At 63.6% G+C, this 14,308-nt stretch carries 14 protein-coding genes; 8 read left to right on the top strand and 6 right to left on the bottom strand.

Annotated elements, in window-relative coordinates:
- The first annotated feature begins 19 nt into the window (after positions 1-19).
- Both ACFTWF_RS35040 and ACFTWF_RS35035 read left to right on the top strand, forming a co-directional pair.
- The gene (locus tag ACFTWF_RS35040; protein ID WP_378465672.1) at positions 20-934 is read left to right on the top strand and encodes a hypothetical protein; all 915 of its coding nucleotides are present in this window, start codon (positions 20-22) and stop codon (positions 932-934) included.
- Positions 935-961: 27 nt separating this feature from the next.
- Positions 962-1,816 carry a hypothetical protein gene (locus ACFTWF_RS35035; protein ID WP_378465671.1) on the top strand — a complete coding sequence of 285 codons (855 nt, stop codon included), beginning with the start codon at positions 962-964 and terminating at the stop codon, positions 1,814-1,816.
- A 100-nt stretch (positions 1,817-1,916) separates the two neighbouring features.
- Here ACFTWF_RS35035 and ACFTWF_RS35030 read toward each other — a convergent pair whose 3' ends face one another.
- The gene (locus ACFTWF_RS35030; protein WP_378465670.1) at positions 1,917-2,594 is read right to left on the bottom strand and encodes a hypothetical protein; all 678 of its coding nucleotides are present in this window, start codon (positions 2,592-2,594) and stop codon (positions 1,917-1,919) included.
- Positions 2,595-3,067: 473 nt separating this feature from the next.
- On the opposite strand from ACFTWF_RS35030, the gene ACFTWF_RS35025 reads away from it, so the two are divergent.
- Complete coding sequence (locus tag ACFTWF_RS35025; RefSeq protein WP_378465669.1) at positions 3,068-3,937, top strand: hypothetical protein; 870 nt, start codon at positions 3,068-3,070, stop codon at positions 3,935-3,937.
- Entirely contained in the window at positions 3,930-5,078 is a 1,149-nt protein-coding gene (locus tag ACFTWF_RS35020; protein WP_378465668.1) for a helix-turn-helix domain-containing protein, read from the top strand. The genes ACFTWF_RS35025 and ACFTWF_RS35020 overlap by 8 nt, the downstream gene beginning before the upstream one ends.
- Before the next feature lie 21 nt (positions 5,079-5,099).
- Here ACFTWF_RS35020 and ACFTWF_RS35015 read toward each other — a convergent pair whose 3' ends face one another.
- The 4 genes from ACFTWF_RS35015 to ACFTWF_RS35000 form a co-directional block, all read right to left on the bottom strand.
- On the bottom strand, positions 5,100-6,335 hold the full coding sequence (locus tag ACFTWF_RS35015; RefSeq protein ID WP_378465667.1) for a pentapeptide repeat-containing protein: 1,236 nt from the start codon (positions 6,333-6,335) through the stop codon (positions 5,100-5,102).
- A 35-nt stretch (positions 6,336-6,370) separates the two neighbouring features.
- Positions 6,371-7,132 carry a hypothetical protein gene (locus ACFTWF_RS35010; RefSeq protein ID WP_378465666.1) on the bottom strand — a complete coding sequence of 254 codons (762 nt, stop codon included), beginning with the start codon at positions 7,130-7,132 and terminating at the stop codon, positions 6,371-6,373.
- Positions 7,133-7,195: 63 nt separating this feature from the next.
- Entirely contained in the window at positions 7,196-8,932 is a 1,737-nt protein-coding gene (locus tag ACFTWF_RS35005) for a relaxase/mobilization nuclease domain-containing protein (protein ID WP_378465665.1), read from the bottom strand.
- Complete coding sequence (locus ACFTWF_RS35000) at positions 8,929-9,366, bottom strand: plasmid mobilization protein (protein ID WP_378465664.1); 438 nt, start codon at positions 9,364-9,366, stop codon at positions 8,929-8,931. Before ACFTWF_RS35000 ends, ACFTWF_RS35005 begins: the two co-directional genes overlap by 4 nt.
- A gap of 561 nt (positions 9,367-9,927) precedes the next feature.
- Between ACFTWF_RS35000 and ACFTWF_RS34995 the strand changes: the two genes are divergently transcribed.
- Positions 9,928-10,305, top strand: coding sequence for a hypothetical protein (locus ACFTWF_RS34995; RefSeq protein ID WP_378465663.1), 378 nt, complete (start codon positions 9,928-9,930; stop codon positions 10,303-10,305).
- A gap of 75 nt (positions 10,306-10,380) precedes the next feature.
- Positions 10,381-11,151, top strand: a complete 771-nt coding sequence (locus ACFTWF_RS34990) for a CPBP family intramembrane glutamic endopeptidase (protein WP_378465662.1) — start codon at positions 10,381-10,383, stop codon at positions 11,149-11,151.
- A gap of 37 nt (positions 11,152-11,188) precedes the next feature.
- Here ACFTWF_RS34990 and ACFTWF_RS34985 read toward each other — a convergent pair whose 3' ends face one another.
- Positions 11,189-12,403, bottom strand: coding sequence for an SHOCT domain-containing protein (locus tag ACFTWF_RS34985; RefSeq protein WP_378465661.1), 1,215 nt, complete (start codon positions 12,401-12,403; stop codon positions 11,189-11,191).
- A gap of 273 nt (positions 12,404-12,676) precedes the next feature.
- Between ACFTWF_RS34985 and ACFTWF_RS34980 the strand changes: the two genes are divergently transcribed.
- Positions 12,677-13,264: a hypothetical protein gene (locus ACFTWF_RS34980; protein ID WP_378465723.1), complete on the top strand. Its 588-nt coding sequence runs from the start codon at positions 12,677-12,679 to the stop codon at positions 13,262-13,264.
- 247 nt (positions 13,265-13,511) lie between these two features.
- Positions 13,512-14,300, top strand: a complete 789-nt coding sequence (locus ACFTWF_RS34975) for a DUF2510 domain-containing protein (RefSeq protein ID WP_378465660.1) — start codon at positions 13,512-13,514, stop codon at positions 14,298-14,300.
- The last annotated feature ends 8 nt before the right edge of the window (positions 14,301-14,308 follow it).

Below are 14,308 nucleotides of genomic sequence, written 5' to 3'. Positions count from 1 at the left end.
ACCCGGGAAGGACAACCCCATGGGGATGCACGACGACGACGGCATCTACACCGCCACCTGCCGCTACTTCCGCGACGCCGACCCCGTTGGCCCGCTGCGTGGCAGCTCCACCACCCAGCACACCTCCCGGGCCGCCGCATTCGAAGCCCTCAACCAAGCACTCCACGCTGCGCGGGCCGACCGCGCAACCCAGATCGACGTCTCCCTCACCCGCGACGACACCGCACTCACCCAAGTGATCTTCGCGGCCGGCCCCCGACACATCGACAACGCCCATCCTGAACTCGACGAACAGCGGTCGCCGTACTCCCGCGGATGGGAGATCCTCACCACCCACGCCAACGAGATCCTCCCCGAACTCAGAAACCCGCACTCACCCGTCCACCAACCACTCTCACCCGAACTACGCGACGTCGCCTGGTCAGCCCGGAACGTCCACGACGCCACCCACTGGACCATCGACGCACTTCAAGCCCATCTCGACGGCGAACTCGACCGTACCAAGGACCGCGCCCGCGACGCCGGACACAGCGAAGCACAGATCGACTCGGCCGCACGTACCGATCCCGACCTGGACATGAAAGCGCTCCGCCAGCACTCTGCGGACCTACTCGACACCGTGCGGAACTTCTCCGCAGATCCGGCCCTCACACCCGCTCAGGCAGGCGCCCTCAGCGCGGCCGCCGACCGGGCAGAAGATGCCGTCGCCGAACTCGCGGCACACAGCAGCGTCCCACCAGCCGCTCCTGCGCTCGACCGCACCACCAACATCGAGCGGGACGTCACCGCTGCCGTCCGACTCGCTGCCAGCGACTTCCCGGACCCCGCCCGATCCGTGCTCGTGTCACCGAGCCACACCCCACCGGCACGCAACCCCGAACCGACCCGGATAACAGGGATTTCCTCCGTCCAGAGCCACGACCACGGCCGATAACCACTCACCAGCGAAGGGATCGACAGCATGGACACCCACGACGAGATCAGCAACATCACCCGCGAGACAGGCGCCATCGTCCGAGTCGGGATGCAGGCCGCCACCCGCCTGGCCGAGCAAATGGCCCGAAGTCGGGAAGCGGAACGGCGACGGGCCGAGCAGCAGAGCACCCAGGCCACCCGAGAGCTCGAGCAGCGGCTGAACAGTGAACGCGCCGCCGCAGAGGCACAGCTACGCGCCGTTCTCGACGACCAATGGTGGGACCGCGCCGACAGCGGCCAGATCGCCGACAACTATCAGAGCGCCCGGGCCTGGCAAAACGAGTCACCCGCCGCCGCGCGCGCCGCCGAGCGCATCGAGGAGGAGGTCACACGCCGCTACGGCGTCGACCCATCGACCGCCCTCCACCGCGCCACGATCGACCGCCTACTCCGCGAAGCCGAAGCCCGCCGCAAGCGTGAGAAGGACGAACACGACAACGCGCGCACCGACGATCTCACCGCCTCCGCGCTGATGGCCGAGGCCGACCGCGCCGATGGAGACGAGAAAGAACAGGCCACACTCGATACAGACTTGGCCGGCACCGGCAATGAAACCGAACCCTTCCCAGGTCCTGTGAACCCGTCACCGGAAGGTGAATTACTCCGCGACGCCGCACACACCGAATGGGACTCGGCCGAACGCCGCGCCAAATTCGCCGACGACATGCGCGCCGTCGGCATCGACGCCGAAACGATCGCTGCCCGAATCACAGCCGACCTCGACGAAGCCACCCACCCACGCAACGCCGTCGCTCAAGGCGGACCGAAGAGAGCACCGAGAGCCCGCAAGGGACATGCGCAGGCGAGCAAGGACAGCGAACGGGCGATGGGCAGTCGATGACTACTCACAGAGAGCAGGCCGTGGATCGCCGCGCGCAGTAGCCGTTCTGCTCTGTTTAAGAGGAGCTTGGGGCACGTCTCCGAGCCCCTCTAACGTGCCGCTAAAAGTCGGGATACCCGGCTGCCACGAGATGCGGAGACATCAAACACCGTGTTGTGTCCACAGGCATCGAGGTCGGACGATTGCTCAATATGGCTGGAACCGTCGAGTTCGCCGCAATCCACGCCGCGAGATTCGAGTCGAGCATCCGCGCCAACTTCAGACACGCCTCATGACCCTGCCGCACCGCTCTCCGGCGATTCTGGCCACTCAGGGGGTAGCCATTGATTACCGGCTCATGATGCGCGACACGGTTCCGTAAGTCGTTGACCTCCTTGACCACGCTATGAACCCACACACGGCGGTACTTCGCTCCCGACGTCTTAGCCTCAGCACGGCCACCTTTGAACGCGCGACGGAGCACCAACCACAGCGCGTCATAGTCCGCCTTCTTCCGCCCACCTTTTGTGATCGGTCCCCCCTCGTCGAGGAGATTCGCCCAGAATCCGAACATGCAGTTCGCGACCAACCTGCCGGGGAGGGCAGGATCGTTCACATGACTCCGCCGGCCCTTCGGGATCTTGTTCCATGCGCTCGTGATCGAGTCCCTGCTTCGCTGATCGAAGGTCTGCGATGGGGCGGTTTGATACCAGAACGGGCCCCATTGCCAGTCAAGAGCACCATGCATCGCGTTGCGCAGTGCGACCTCCAGGATTGCAATGTCGGCCAGAATCGCCATCGAAAGATCTCGATTCCAAACGTAGAGCTCGCGTGCCCAGGCCGGATCTCCTCCTGCTGCAGCGAGGAACGTACCCATACGTCCAGGCGAAAGCGCTGGATCGAGTGCTGGATCTAGTGGCGGGGAGTTTCCCACGCAGCAGTGTGCGCTATGCATCGTTGCAGCGTAGTTGTCAGGCTTGTTGGACAAGTTGTCAGTGTTTTCGTATGCTAGTCGCGTACTCCCCGGCACTGTGCCCCTCTTGGTTCTAACCATGATGCCGCCGGGGTTTTTTTTGCCTTTTTCCGGCTCGCCAGCCGTGTCCTCCACCACAGACTTTGCCGGCGTCGTCGCCGAGCGGCCACCCATCACCGCAGTTCAAAGCGTCGCCGCTCTCTCAGAGCAGACTTATCAGCACCGCAAAACCATCTCGTCCGCCATCCACTTTCAAATGAGTGATCGAATCGTGCGATAAAGTAAAGCGAACGAGCCGATTGTCGGCTCGTTTTGAAAGCCTAGGAGCGAGCTTCGTGATGGATTCTGAACCGTCTGATTGGGCTCTAACCGCATTCGGTGCGGCAGCTGAACCGCTCATGCGCGCGATTCCTCGCGCCATCACGGCGGCGCACGAGCGCGCGATGGGAGCCCACTTCGGCGGGGGAATGCGTACGGCGGACGCCTACGGCTCCACTCTCGCGGTCGCGCAGTTCGAGGAGCTCGTGCGGGAGACCCAGGCCATTCCCGGCGTGCGTGTCGAGAAGCCGCTGGGTATGCCGGCACGGTTCGGGTTGGTCATGCTCGGGGATCCGGTGACCGCGCTCTATCCGTGGCGGTATGCACGGGACGGCAGCACTCGTCGCGAGGACGCCCGACTGACTAACCCCTCGAAACTGCGGACCTCGTTGTTGACCCTGCCGTCCGGGCCGGTCTCTCAACAGCTATCGCTGGACGAACACGCCAATTTGTCTGACGCGGAGTTGGAGGAACTGCTCGCCGACGAACAGATCATGCGTGAACAAGTCCGGTCTCTCGGCCAGGTCGTCACGATCGGTTACGCGAGCAACTCCATCGGGCAGGGGTCGATTTTCGATCTTGGTTGGGGCTTCGCGGAACTCCTCGACGAAGAGAGCGGCGCAATGAGCTGGAACTCGTGGCAGAGCCTGAGTACGAGCGGCGAATCGGCCGGAGCCGACCAGTCACTTCGACCTGCGCTGCGCATCGTCGATCCGCAGGCGACCCCGCGACGCTTCAACGATGCCCCACTGGACGACGACCTCGATCTCACTGCGCGAATTCCTGACGGTGCCGCACCGATCAGCGAACGTCAGCGAGAACCTGACGAAACAGGCAGTTCCGATGAGTAGTCGTCAGCTCTCGCTCCTGAGCACCGACACCATCTCGGATGGATTCGATCCCACCCGACTGACACAAGCTCGTCGCCTGGCCGGCCTCACCAAGCGAACCGTGGCCGAGCAGATCGGCGTATCTCCGGTGGCCGTCGGCCAATGGGAAGCAGGCACAGCTCGTCCCCGCCCCGACAACGTCGCCCACCTCGCCGACGTCTTGGACGTCCCTACCAGCCACTTCGCCGTGGGGCGCCCGTACGCGCGACTCGACAGCTCTGCCGCCCATTTTCGGAGCCTGCGCAAGACGCCGGCGCTGCAGCGGCAGAAAGCGATCGCGTTTACCGAGCAGTTGTGGGAGCTGGTGAACGCACTCGAAAAGAGGGTGCAGATGCGCCCGGTCGACCTGCCCGGTTTCTCAGCAGGAGAGGTTCTCCACGACTGGGACCTCTTCCCAACAGAACCTGTCCCCGCTGCGCAGGCCTTGCGGCAACACTGGAAGATCGAACCGGGGTGCATTCATCATCTCGTGCGAACAATGGAGCGCCACGGCCTCGTCGTCGCCTTCGTCAGCTACCCAGGCGCCGCGACCATTGACGCCTTCTCGACATCGCATTTGCCGCGCCCGATCGTCGTGCTCACTCCCAACCGCACCGACGATGTCTACCGGCATCGCTTCACTACCGCTCACGAACTTGGGCATCTGGTGATGCACAGCGATTGCGCGCCTGGAGACCTGAAACAGGAACGGGAAGCGGACGCCTTCGCAGCCGAGTTCCTCACCCCGCGCGCCGAGATCGCCCCGCTTCTTCCCGCGCGCCTGGACTTGAAGAAGCTCGAGCAGCTGAGCCAAGAGTGGGGAGTCTCCGTCGAGTCACTTCTGTATCGGTGCCGAGAGGTCGAGGCCATCTCGGACGCTACCTACAGACGTGCCTTCCAACGCATCAATCAGCTCCGCAGCGCGGGCCTCTTCCGCTCAGAACCTGTCAAAGATTCACCTGGCGAAGTCCCCATCCTCCTCAAACGAGCGTTTGCAGTCGCCGAACAGAATGGCCTTACGATGGAGGACCTCGCTGACGAACTCAGAATGAAGCTGCCTCGCCTCCGCGGCCTACTCGGCGAGGATGAAACGGACCAGCGCCCAACTCTTCGACTCGTTTGATGCGGTGCAAATCCCCTCGGTTTATAGGGTGCTATGTGTAGCTGCTCTTGGCGGGGGCCACACCGCCGGCCGGACATACGCCGGGGGTATCCCAGTGTCACTCCAAGGCACTTTTGGCGGCACCTTCCAGCTTTGAGGGGTATTGAAAGAGACCTGCTTGAGGTGCTTCTCCACTGGCTCGAAATGGACGTTCCCGCGAAACCATGCGTTCGTGAAGATCACCGTGGTGCCGTCCTGATACGTGAAATCCAGGCCCCGCATCCAAGTGTTGCTCTGCGAGTTGAATTTGGCTGCGGTGAAGTTGAGCAGTCGACCACCCACGGTCACGCTGGTGAGGTCAAGGTCCTGCTGGACTTGTGTCCTCTTGAAGTTGGCACTGCGGTCGAAGCTCACATCTGACAAGTCCACGTTCCACAGTTGTGTGCTTGAAAAGTCGGCTGTGCCTTTGAATGTGGCCCCACTGAAATCGGCTCGTACAAGGTGTGAGTGTGCAAATGACGCTTCGCCCTCGAAGACGCAGTCGGCGAACTGGAGCTGTCCTCGGAATCGGGTTCGCTCGAACGCAACGCCCCGCAGACGTGCTCCGCGCAAGTCAAAGCGGCAGTCCTGCCAGGGACCGTCACCGTCCACTGGATCCATCCTCACCTTGCGGGCGATGACCGTCAGAATTGTGGATCTGACTTCTTGCTCCTGAAGCGCCGCCCCGGGTTCCTGGTCGTCACGGGGAGGTGTACGCAGGTACGCGCAGAGCAGATCGATACATACCTGTCGCTCGGGGATACGACCGAAGTTGCTCCAATCGTCCGCGAGCGCGGCAATTGCGTACGCTCCCGCTACTCGCGACGCGAAGGACTCGGATCCCAGTTGCGTTGCCGCATCCGTAAATCGTGCCCGAAGATCCCTCTCGACCTCTCGCCGATGTTCTTGCTCGCGGGCTTCCTTCTGCTCCGCGATTGTGTCCATAGACGTCCGTTCGTAGCTCAGTCGTGTTTGACGAGCACTGAGGTATGCGAGAGCTGCACCGGCAAGGACCGCAAAGCCGCCTATGGCTGTTCCCTGTCCAGGCAGTATTGGCGTCGCCAAGACGGTGGTGATGAATCCTATGAGAAGCGCCAAAACGCCGAGCGCGATTGCAGTTTTCGCTATCCGGTCGGTACGGACGTTTGTGGACAACTTCTGACGTATCACCGGGGACTTACCCTTCTCCGAAACATCGCGACTGTTCTCGGAAGCAGGTCGGGGCTGAGTCGCGGTCACGCAACAATCTTGCCCCATAGTCACGCCCGGGACCGCTAACGCGTACGCGCCTCCAGATCCTGAAGGACGCGCACGATCAGAACTGTTGCCTGCGCTGCCGCGTAGGTCTCGGTCCTGTCGATATCACCGTGTGTCACTCTCTGCGCTAGGTCCCACGCAGAGCGAATGAAACTTCTCAGCTCCTTCTGGGTCGATCCTGCCGCGAATCGATCCACGTAGTAGCCCAACCATTTCTTCGCGTCTGCGGCCTTAGGCACGTCCTCACCCACAGGTACAAGCTCCGGGCGGGCAAGAATCTTTGCCGCGTCGATCAGAATTTCGCGGCACCGCCGGCCGACATCTTGAAGATCGTCAGTACTTCCCGACCGCGCGAGTTCACTCCCAAGTTCAGCCACACGGCCGTCCAGGCTGCCCCACATTGCCGATGCCGCAACGGTCGGAACCACGAGACTGGCGGAGTCCCGGATGTTCTCAAGGTCAATCTTGGTGGCTGCAATCAGATCGCGGACATGACTCTTGCGGGCCGCCCACTTTGGAAGGTGCATCTTCCAGTACCCGTTCCACTCGCCGAGGTCATCGTATGGAATCGGGTCTTTCACCTTCAGCGCCGCCAACAGACGGTGCATTCTAAGACGCTTCTGCTTGTACTGTCGGTCGTCCTTTGTCGGGTTTAGTGAGTTGTTCGTACTCACGTGCACCAGGACCCCGGCCAGTGAATCAAGCAGCTGGATAGCTTCGGTCGCGACCGCTGATCGCGGCAGATCACTCAGGTCGTCGGCCGTCACAAGCTCGCTCATGACGAGCATCCTGCCGTACCACTCAGCCCGCCGCACATTCCGCCTACGTACCGTGACTTTGTCTTACCGCTCCCGATCTTCCCGCCTACTGGGTAAAGGGAGGATTCGGCTGTGGTCAGGGCGCGGTTCCAACTTGGCTGGGATCGGCGAGTCGGGCGCGCGCACTCCCGTTACCTCCGGGAAGTCTGTTCCGGCCTGACGCTTCGCCTCCACTACCTCAGCGGCGACCGCGCCGATCGATGTATCTGCACGAGGTGCTTCAACCACCATCGTCTTCCCTGTCGGGTGTTCGGCAACTGAACCGGCTGCCGCCTGCGGAAGGGTCCGTCGCACAGCTTCGAGGCGGGTGCGTGCGAACGTTTCGAGCTCCACTGCGCGCTGCGCATCACCGGCAGCGCGGTGTGCGTCGGCAATCGCTTCGGTCGCCTTCATCAGCTGGCGGAGCAGGAGTGCGTAGCTGACGGCTTCCGACAGGTCGGGGCTGGCCTGCATGACAATCAGCGCGGCACCGCCCGCGGACATAGCGCCGGCCTTCTTCGGCCAGTGTTGGTGTGCAGGTACCTGCGCCGACCGGGCGAGTTGACGTGATGCTTCGGCAAGGGGTCCCGGCTTCGCCTCGAGTTGGTGCGACCACGCGGCGAACACGCCGGCGGTTCGACCGGCCGCCCGCGCCCACTGGGCGCGGTCAGTGACCGGGATCGAAGCGAGGTACCTGTTCCATGCAGCGATGTCGCGGGCGGCGCGGTCGAGCATCTTCGGGTCTGCAACGATCTTGGTTTCGCGGCCGGGCGAGACTGGCTTCTGCCCGCGGCGGGCGGCGTTCCACTCAGCGACAGCGGCACTGGAGGTCTCGGGAGAGTCGGTCCATTCGTGCCGCAGCCGGGGGAGTGTGAGGTCTTTCGCGAGGTGCCCGCCGCCGTAGAACACCGGTGCCGCGGCGCGGTCCTTCGGTCGTACCGCGACCTTGTAGCCGACCACGACGTCACTGCGCCCGGAAGCCATGCGTGGGCGCACGATCAGTCCTTGGCCGCGTAGTCGGCGCACGAACTCGGCTTCGTCGCGAGACGCGGTGGCGCACGCGCGGACCCGCCGTGCAAGAAGCTCCCGATCGAGTTCGCTCGAACCCTCTCGCGTGGCGCGGTGCTTCTCGGCGCGGTGGTAGCCGCGTTCGCCCGTCCTGGTGTTTCGGGACTCGATAACCGCGAGACCGTGTTCGCGTTCGAGTTTGTTCACGGCTTCGCTAGCGCGATTCCAGTCGCGGTAGAGGTCGACTTTGGTTCCGTCTTCGCGCACTGCGGAAGCGGCGATGTGGATGTGGTCGTTGCCCCCGGCCGAGAGGCCGTGGCGGACCGCGACCCAGCGCGCAGGAGAGCGGCCGGAGGTGTCGGTGAAGCCCATCTCGTCCATGAACTTCCGCGCGATCGCCCCCCACTGATCGTCGGTGAGCTGACCTTCCTCGGCAGCGAGCGACAGCGAGCAGTGCCAGACGTTTCCGTCGCGGAACGGATCGATCGGGTCGCGGACCATCTTGCCGTGCGAGTCACGCACTTCGCTCCCATGGTCGTCCCGCAAGAAGTTCGGGATCTTCACTTCCGTGCCGAACACCCGGCGAGGTTGATCCAGCTGCCGGGCGATGTCGATCGCATCCTCATGCGAGAGTTCGTTGTCGTCGTGCCATGTCATGATCGCCGAGTCGCCGGCCACCAGGTGCGGGTCGGAGTGTTCGTTCGACCGGCCCGGACCCTGCAGGTACGACAGCAGCCCGGTCATCTTCTCACCGCGCCCGATCTTGACGATCATCGCGCATCGAACCCGTCGAGAATGACGTCGATCCGCGACGCCAACCGACGCACCTCACCGAGCGTGACACCGAGATTTTCGGGCAGCTCGCCAGTGGCGTTGGTGGCCTTCGCCATCTGGTTGATGTTGTTCGACAGCGCCGACAGAAGCCGGAACGCCCCGAACAACTCGATCGCCAACTCCTGCCGGTCAGTGGCGGTCTCACGGCCATCGGCCATCGCCGCCTCGACCAGCAGTCGGGGCACGCTCACCTTCGCCTGCTGCGCCTTCGCGAGTAGCGCAGACTCTTCCTCCGCAGTGACCTTCACGATGTGCCGATGTTGTCGACCGCCAAGGACGTTGGCGCGCCTTTCACGCCGGAATCGGCGCGGACGTTCAGTTGACTCGTCACTCAACGTCGTCACCTCTCTTCCGGCCCAGCGCAGCGCCCCCACCGATGTGGGGCTACACGACAGTGTCTCAGGTTCTGCGGGCACCGCCGAATCTGACACGCCGGATTAGGTCACCTAATCCGCTATCTTGCTCCGCCGGGGCTCGATCAGTTGGCACGCAGCGCCTGCGTCGTGTGCCCGCTTTTGAAAGAGCACAGGACGAGCGCAGCGAGTTCCGTTGCGCGGTTTTCCGGCCGTCCCCAACTGTGGTGCGGACCCGATTGTGGGTGCCTGAGATCGAGCGGAGCGGGACAGGGAATCTCGGGCATCCACACGAGGCTCAGGGCGCTCCACACTTGGGGTCGGCCGGCGTCCGAACGGGCAGAAGAAGGGCCACGCTCCGCGTGTCCGACGCGACATCATCGCGGGGGGATTGTCCCCCAGTGGGGACCGGGCTTAACGGCATTGGGCACACACGACATTTCTCCGCTCCGCTGTGTCGTGTGCACACAACGCCTACCCGGACACCCACCCGGGGACAACAGATTCCGAGCGCGACTCGACTCGTGCACCCGCCGCGTGTACGGCTCGAGATTCGCGCGCAACGTCTATACGATCGACCGCATGGAGAACCAGTCGCTGGAAACCGAATTCGCCGCTCTCGATGAACAGATCCGACGAGAAGCCGAGAAGAAGATGCAAGCGATCCGCGTCGTCGCCACCGCACACAAAACTCTCGCCGCCACCCGCGAGGAGTTCGCGCGCGCCGATGCGGCGAACAAGAAGGCCTTGACCGACGCGATCACCGACGCACGCAGCGCCGGATTCACCGACGCCGACCTGAAGCGGTGGCAGGCCGATGAGACCAAGGCCAGCCGACGCGGACCGCAGCGCCGGCCCCGCAAGAGCGCGCTGAAAGAACAGCCGGGGACGACCGCTGACACCGGAGCGGCTAACACCGTGCCACGCCCGGCGGATGAGTCCCTCGCCGCCTCGGCCTGATCGGACCTCACGTCATCGTGCCACCGACGCTTCCTATGTCGGTGGCACGCTCATGTTCACGACTTCGGGGGGATTATGAGCGATGCCACGCTCGACAGACAGGACCGACCATCAGGTAGTGATCGTCACGCTCGCGTGCGCGATAAACGCGCCCTCGTCACTCTGGTGGGACCGCTCTCGGGGACACTCTGGGCCGCCCTCTTTGCACCCGATCACCCAGCCTCGGCAGTCCTCGGTGCACTGATCTTCTTCGCCCTGGCCGCGCTCATCGTGAAGAAGGCCTCCCCACTCGGGCCGGCATGGAATGTCCGCGCGGAGTTCTCCCGCGGGTTCCGCTGGCTGGGCTTGGGGCTGGTACGGATTCGGGGTCGACAAGTCGCAGTGCGCGCTCAGCTGGTATGGATCGTGGTCATTCCCACTGCACTCGCACTCCTGGATTATCACTACCTCTCAGATCCAATCAGCGCGGCCTTCCCGGTAGTCGATCCCGCAGAACTTGCCGCGCAGGAAACTCGGCATGCGAATGTGAAAGTCCTCGGGCTCTACGGCGCACTTGCCGCAGCATTTCTCGGAGCAAGCCTCTTCGAGGAAATGGTCTTCCGCAGCCTCCCACTGATCGTGCAACGGTGGCGACCGCACGCCACGATCCTCATCGCGATTACCGCTACCGCATCCACTGCTCTGTTCGCGCTAGCGCATTCGACCTTCGGTACCGCTAACGTTGTCTCGGCGTTCATTGGTGGCGTGGTCTACGTTGCGCTCGCGCTCTACACACGATCGCTCTGGCCGTCGATCATGGCCCACGGAATCTACGATGCGATCATCATGGTGGGCTGGGTGGTGTAGCCAACGACAACTGCGCTCGTCTATTGGGACTCTCGGGTCAGCTGTACTTTCGGATCGCCGCCTGCTTTGCCGTCGCGAACTCGTCAACATCCAGAACGCCCTCCGCGTGTAAATCCGCCAAGCGTCGGAGCTCCTCGGCCAGACCCCCACCACTCGGCTGGGGCTGTGTCGGGACCTGGACGACAATGTTGGGGCGCTTACAGTCGGCGATCTTGCGCTGCAACTCGTTCAGCCGAGGAAGCGTCCGCTTGTACAACGCTTTGCCCAGCGGCAGGCAGTTCGACAGGGTGAACGGATCGTCGGCGGCCTTGTTCCGCGACTTGTTCGAGTTACGCCAGTAGTCGTGTTGTGCGCTGCCTTGATAGCTGGGCGTCAGGATCTCCAGGACGCCGTTGACGATTCCGCCGTTGAACTCGATGTTGGTGATCTCGGTGTAGGGAAACGTTGTTACCCGACCTCCGCCGAGTGAGCCGGCCATGAAGCTGGTGTAGCCGCCTGTCTTCACGATCATCAGTCGATCCTCGAACGCGGCAAGGACACCGCCCATCGAGTCGCTCGCCACGACGAACCACGGCCACTCGTCCTCATGCGAATGCTGTTCGAGATACCGCCACGCCGCCTTCGTCACCCTCGGGCCGAAGACCTCGACCTGGCTTCGGCGGCCTTCGATTCGCTCCTGTTCCGCTTCTGCAGCCCGCCGCTCTCGTTCCTTCTGCTCGGCGGCAGCAGCTCGCTCCTCTTCGCGGTGCTGCGCCTTCTGTTGCTTCTCGTGAGCACGCTGTTGGACGGCCTGCCGGTGCGCCTCGGCGCGTTCTTCCGCTTCCCGGCGGGCGGTCTCGGCGCGTTCGTCCGCAGCCCGGCGTTCCGCGTCGCTACGTGTCTGTGCTTCGGCGCGTTGAGCCTCGGCGGCCGGACGCATGCCCGCGGGGAATCCCGCGGCAGTGAGGTGGTGCACGTAGTGGCCGATGAACGGCGCATCCTCATCGGGGATGGAGCCGAATGACATCTGCTGGCCGGAACGTGTGGTGACCACCAAGGTCTTCGCGGATCCATACATGGTGAAGTCGAAACGGTGAATACTGTCCGCGTCAACGCCACTCTTCGGTCCACTCGCGCCGACATCGCGACCGGCGAAAGCCAGCAGGCGGGCGTTGGTGATGACGAGACCATCGCACGGTGGGTACATGGCCGAGGTGCTCGCCACCGCCCAGACGATCTCCCCTGGATACAGGTGGACGGCGAGGGCCTCCACCCATTTGTCGGCGGTCCGGCGCTTGACTGAGGGGGCAATCTGCAATGACATCGTGGGCTGCGGTTCCTGACTACTTCGTCGGCGGGTCGAAACAGTACATCGCGCAGCTGGGCGCTCCCGTTGCAGACCCCGGACATGGCACGGACCACCGTCGTGTGCCAGATGGCTATCGTGTCGGTGCCCGCTTCTACTCTCCTCGGTAACAGCACCTTGAGAGCGGTTCGAGCGGAGGACATCCTGAGCGTCATCAGCGGAATTTCCCCGCTCCCGGGTATGCCCGTTCCCTCGGCAGAGACCGAGGACGAGCAGCTCGCTCTGATCGGGCAGCCACAACCGGTGCGCGTTCCTGCACAGCTGTGGCGGTCGTGGCTCGCCGAACCGACGATCGTCGCTCGGTTCGAGGCCAAGCGCTATCAGCGTGCTGGGGACCTATGCACACCATGGCTGGCCGGTGTCTCATCAACCGGCCACGGCTCCTTTCGTGCCGCGAGCCTGCCCGGCACCTCCCGCCGCGGCACCGTGCCCGCGCATCTGTTCGCTTACCAACTCGAGTACGGAGTGATCCCGAGACTTGGGTGGTCCGGCGCCGACGACGCGGTGCTGTGCCATCAATGTGACTTCGCCGGTTGCGTCAACCCACACCACATGCGCCTGGGCACCAACGCCGTCAACCGCAGCGAGTACTACCTGCGCCGCCGCAACCTCGCCAGTCCACTCGCCGACATCCGCGGACCGGCCGGACGCACCCGCGCCATCGCCGCCGCCATCCGCATCGGCCTCGTGCACGGCGACGACCCTGACAGCATCGAGTTGCGGATCCACGGGGCCGAAGCCGCCGGCCTTCCCCTCACTCTCTGGTGATCGCCCGGACAGAACTGCGATGCACAACTCTGCACACTCGTTAACCATGCAGAAGCTGAACTCCGCCGGCGGGAGCGTGTTGAGTGCATGTCTGTCCTGCGGACGATCAAGGGTGAGGTGGCATGACCACCTGTCTCACCTTTTGCACGTTACTAAGCGACCCGGTTAAACGAGATCGGTCCGGCAGAACGACGCTGTGTCGAGAATGAACGGCGACGGTCGCCGTGGGATAGCTGAAAGGCGTCAGATGACACAGCCCTCCGGTCCCGGCTGGTTCCCAGATCCCGAGGGTGGACCCCGGTTGCGATGGTGGGACGGCCGCCAATGGACCTCGGCGACCAGTATGCCGGGAGCTCAGCCCACGCCAGAGACTCCGTCGCAGCCGGGAGCGTCGGAACAGACGAACCCAGGCAACAAGAAGCGGAACGGTCTCATCGCTGTCGGTGCGGTGCTTGCGCTGCTGATCGTCTACGTCGGTGTGTCCTACTTCCGCAGCGGTGCCTCTGACCGAACGGACACCGTCGCCGCTCACGCCACGACCAGTGTCGCCGCACCGACAACGTCGGCCGCGACCTCGACGAAAGCAGCAGCATCAACCACCACCACCACCACTCGGTCGCAGCCGCCCGCGACCACTCAGGCCGCGACAGCACCGGACATGTCCAAGTGCAGTGACCACAACGGTGAAGCCGACCCCGCCATGCGCGAAGCGTTCAACACCCTTCCGCTCGACCCGAATATCAGGCTGGTTTCGACACAGTCGGTCACCCACTCCGACGATCGCAGCATGGTTGCGGCGATCTTCTACCTGTGCGCCCCGAATCTGAAGGGCAACCAGCTGAAGGACTACGCGACTCTAATTGCGCGCGCTCTCAAACCGTACGCATTTGCCGAGACCGTCAAATCGATGTCGGTGTACAACTTCCACGGCCAAGACACCATCGGCCGGGTGCGGTGCAAGGAGTTCCAGCTTCACACCTTCAGTGAGACAGCTGATTCTGGCGCTGTCCGCGCGTCCTGGGAAGACCTTCCCTGACCAGAGAG

It is taken from the genome of Rhodococcus sp. NPDC056960 (genome assembly GCF_042674125.1).
GTDB lineage: Bacteria > Actinomycetota > Actinomycetes > Mycobacteriales > Mycobacteriaceae > Rhodococcus_F.
The sequence above is the reverse complement of the archived record's forward strand: the minus strand, read 5'-3'. Positions and strand labels throughout refer to the sequence as shown.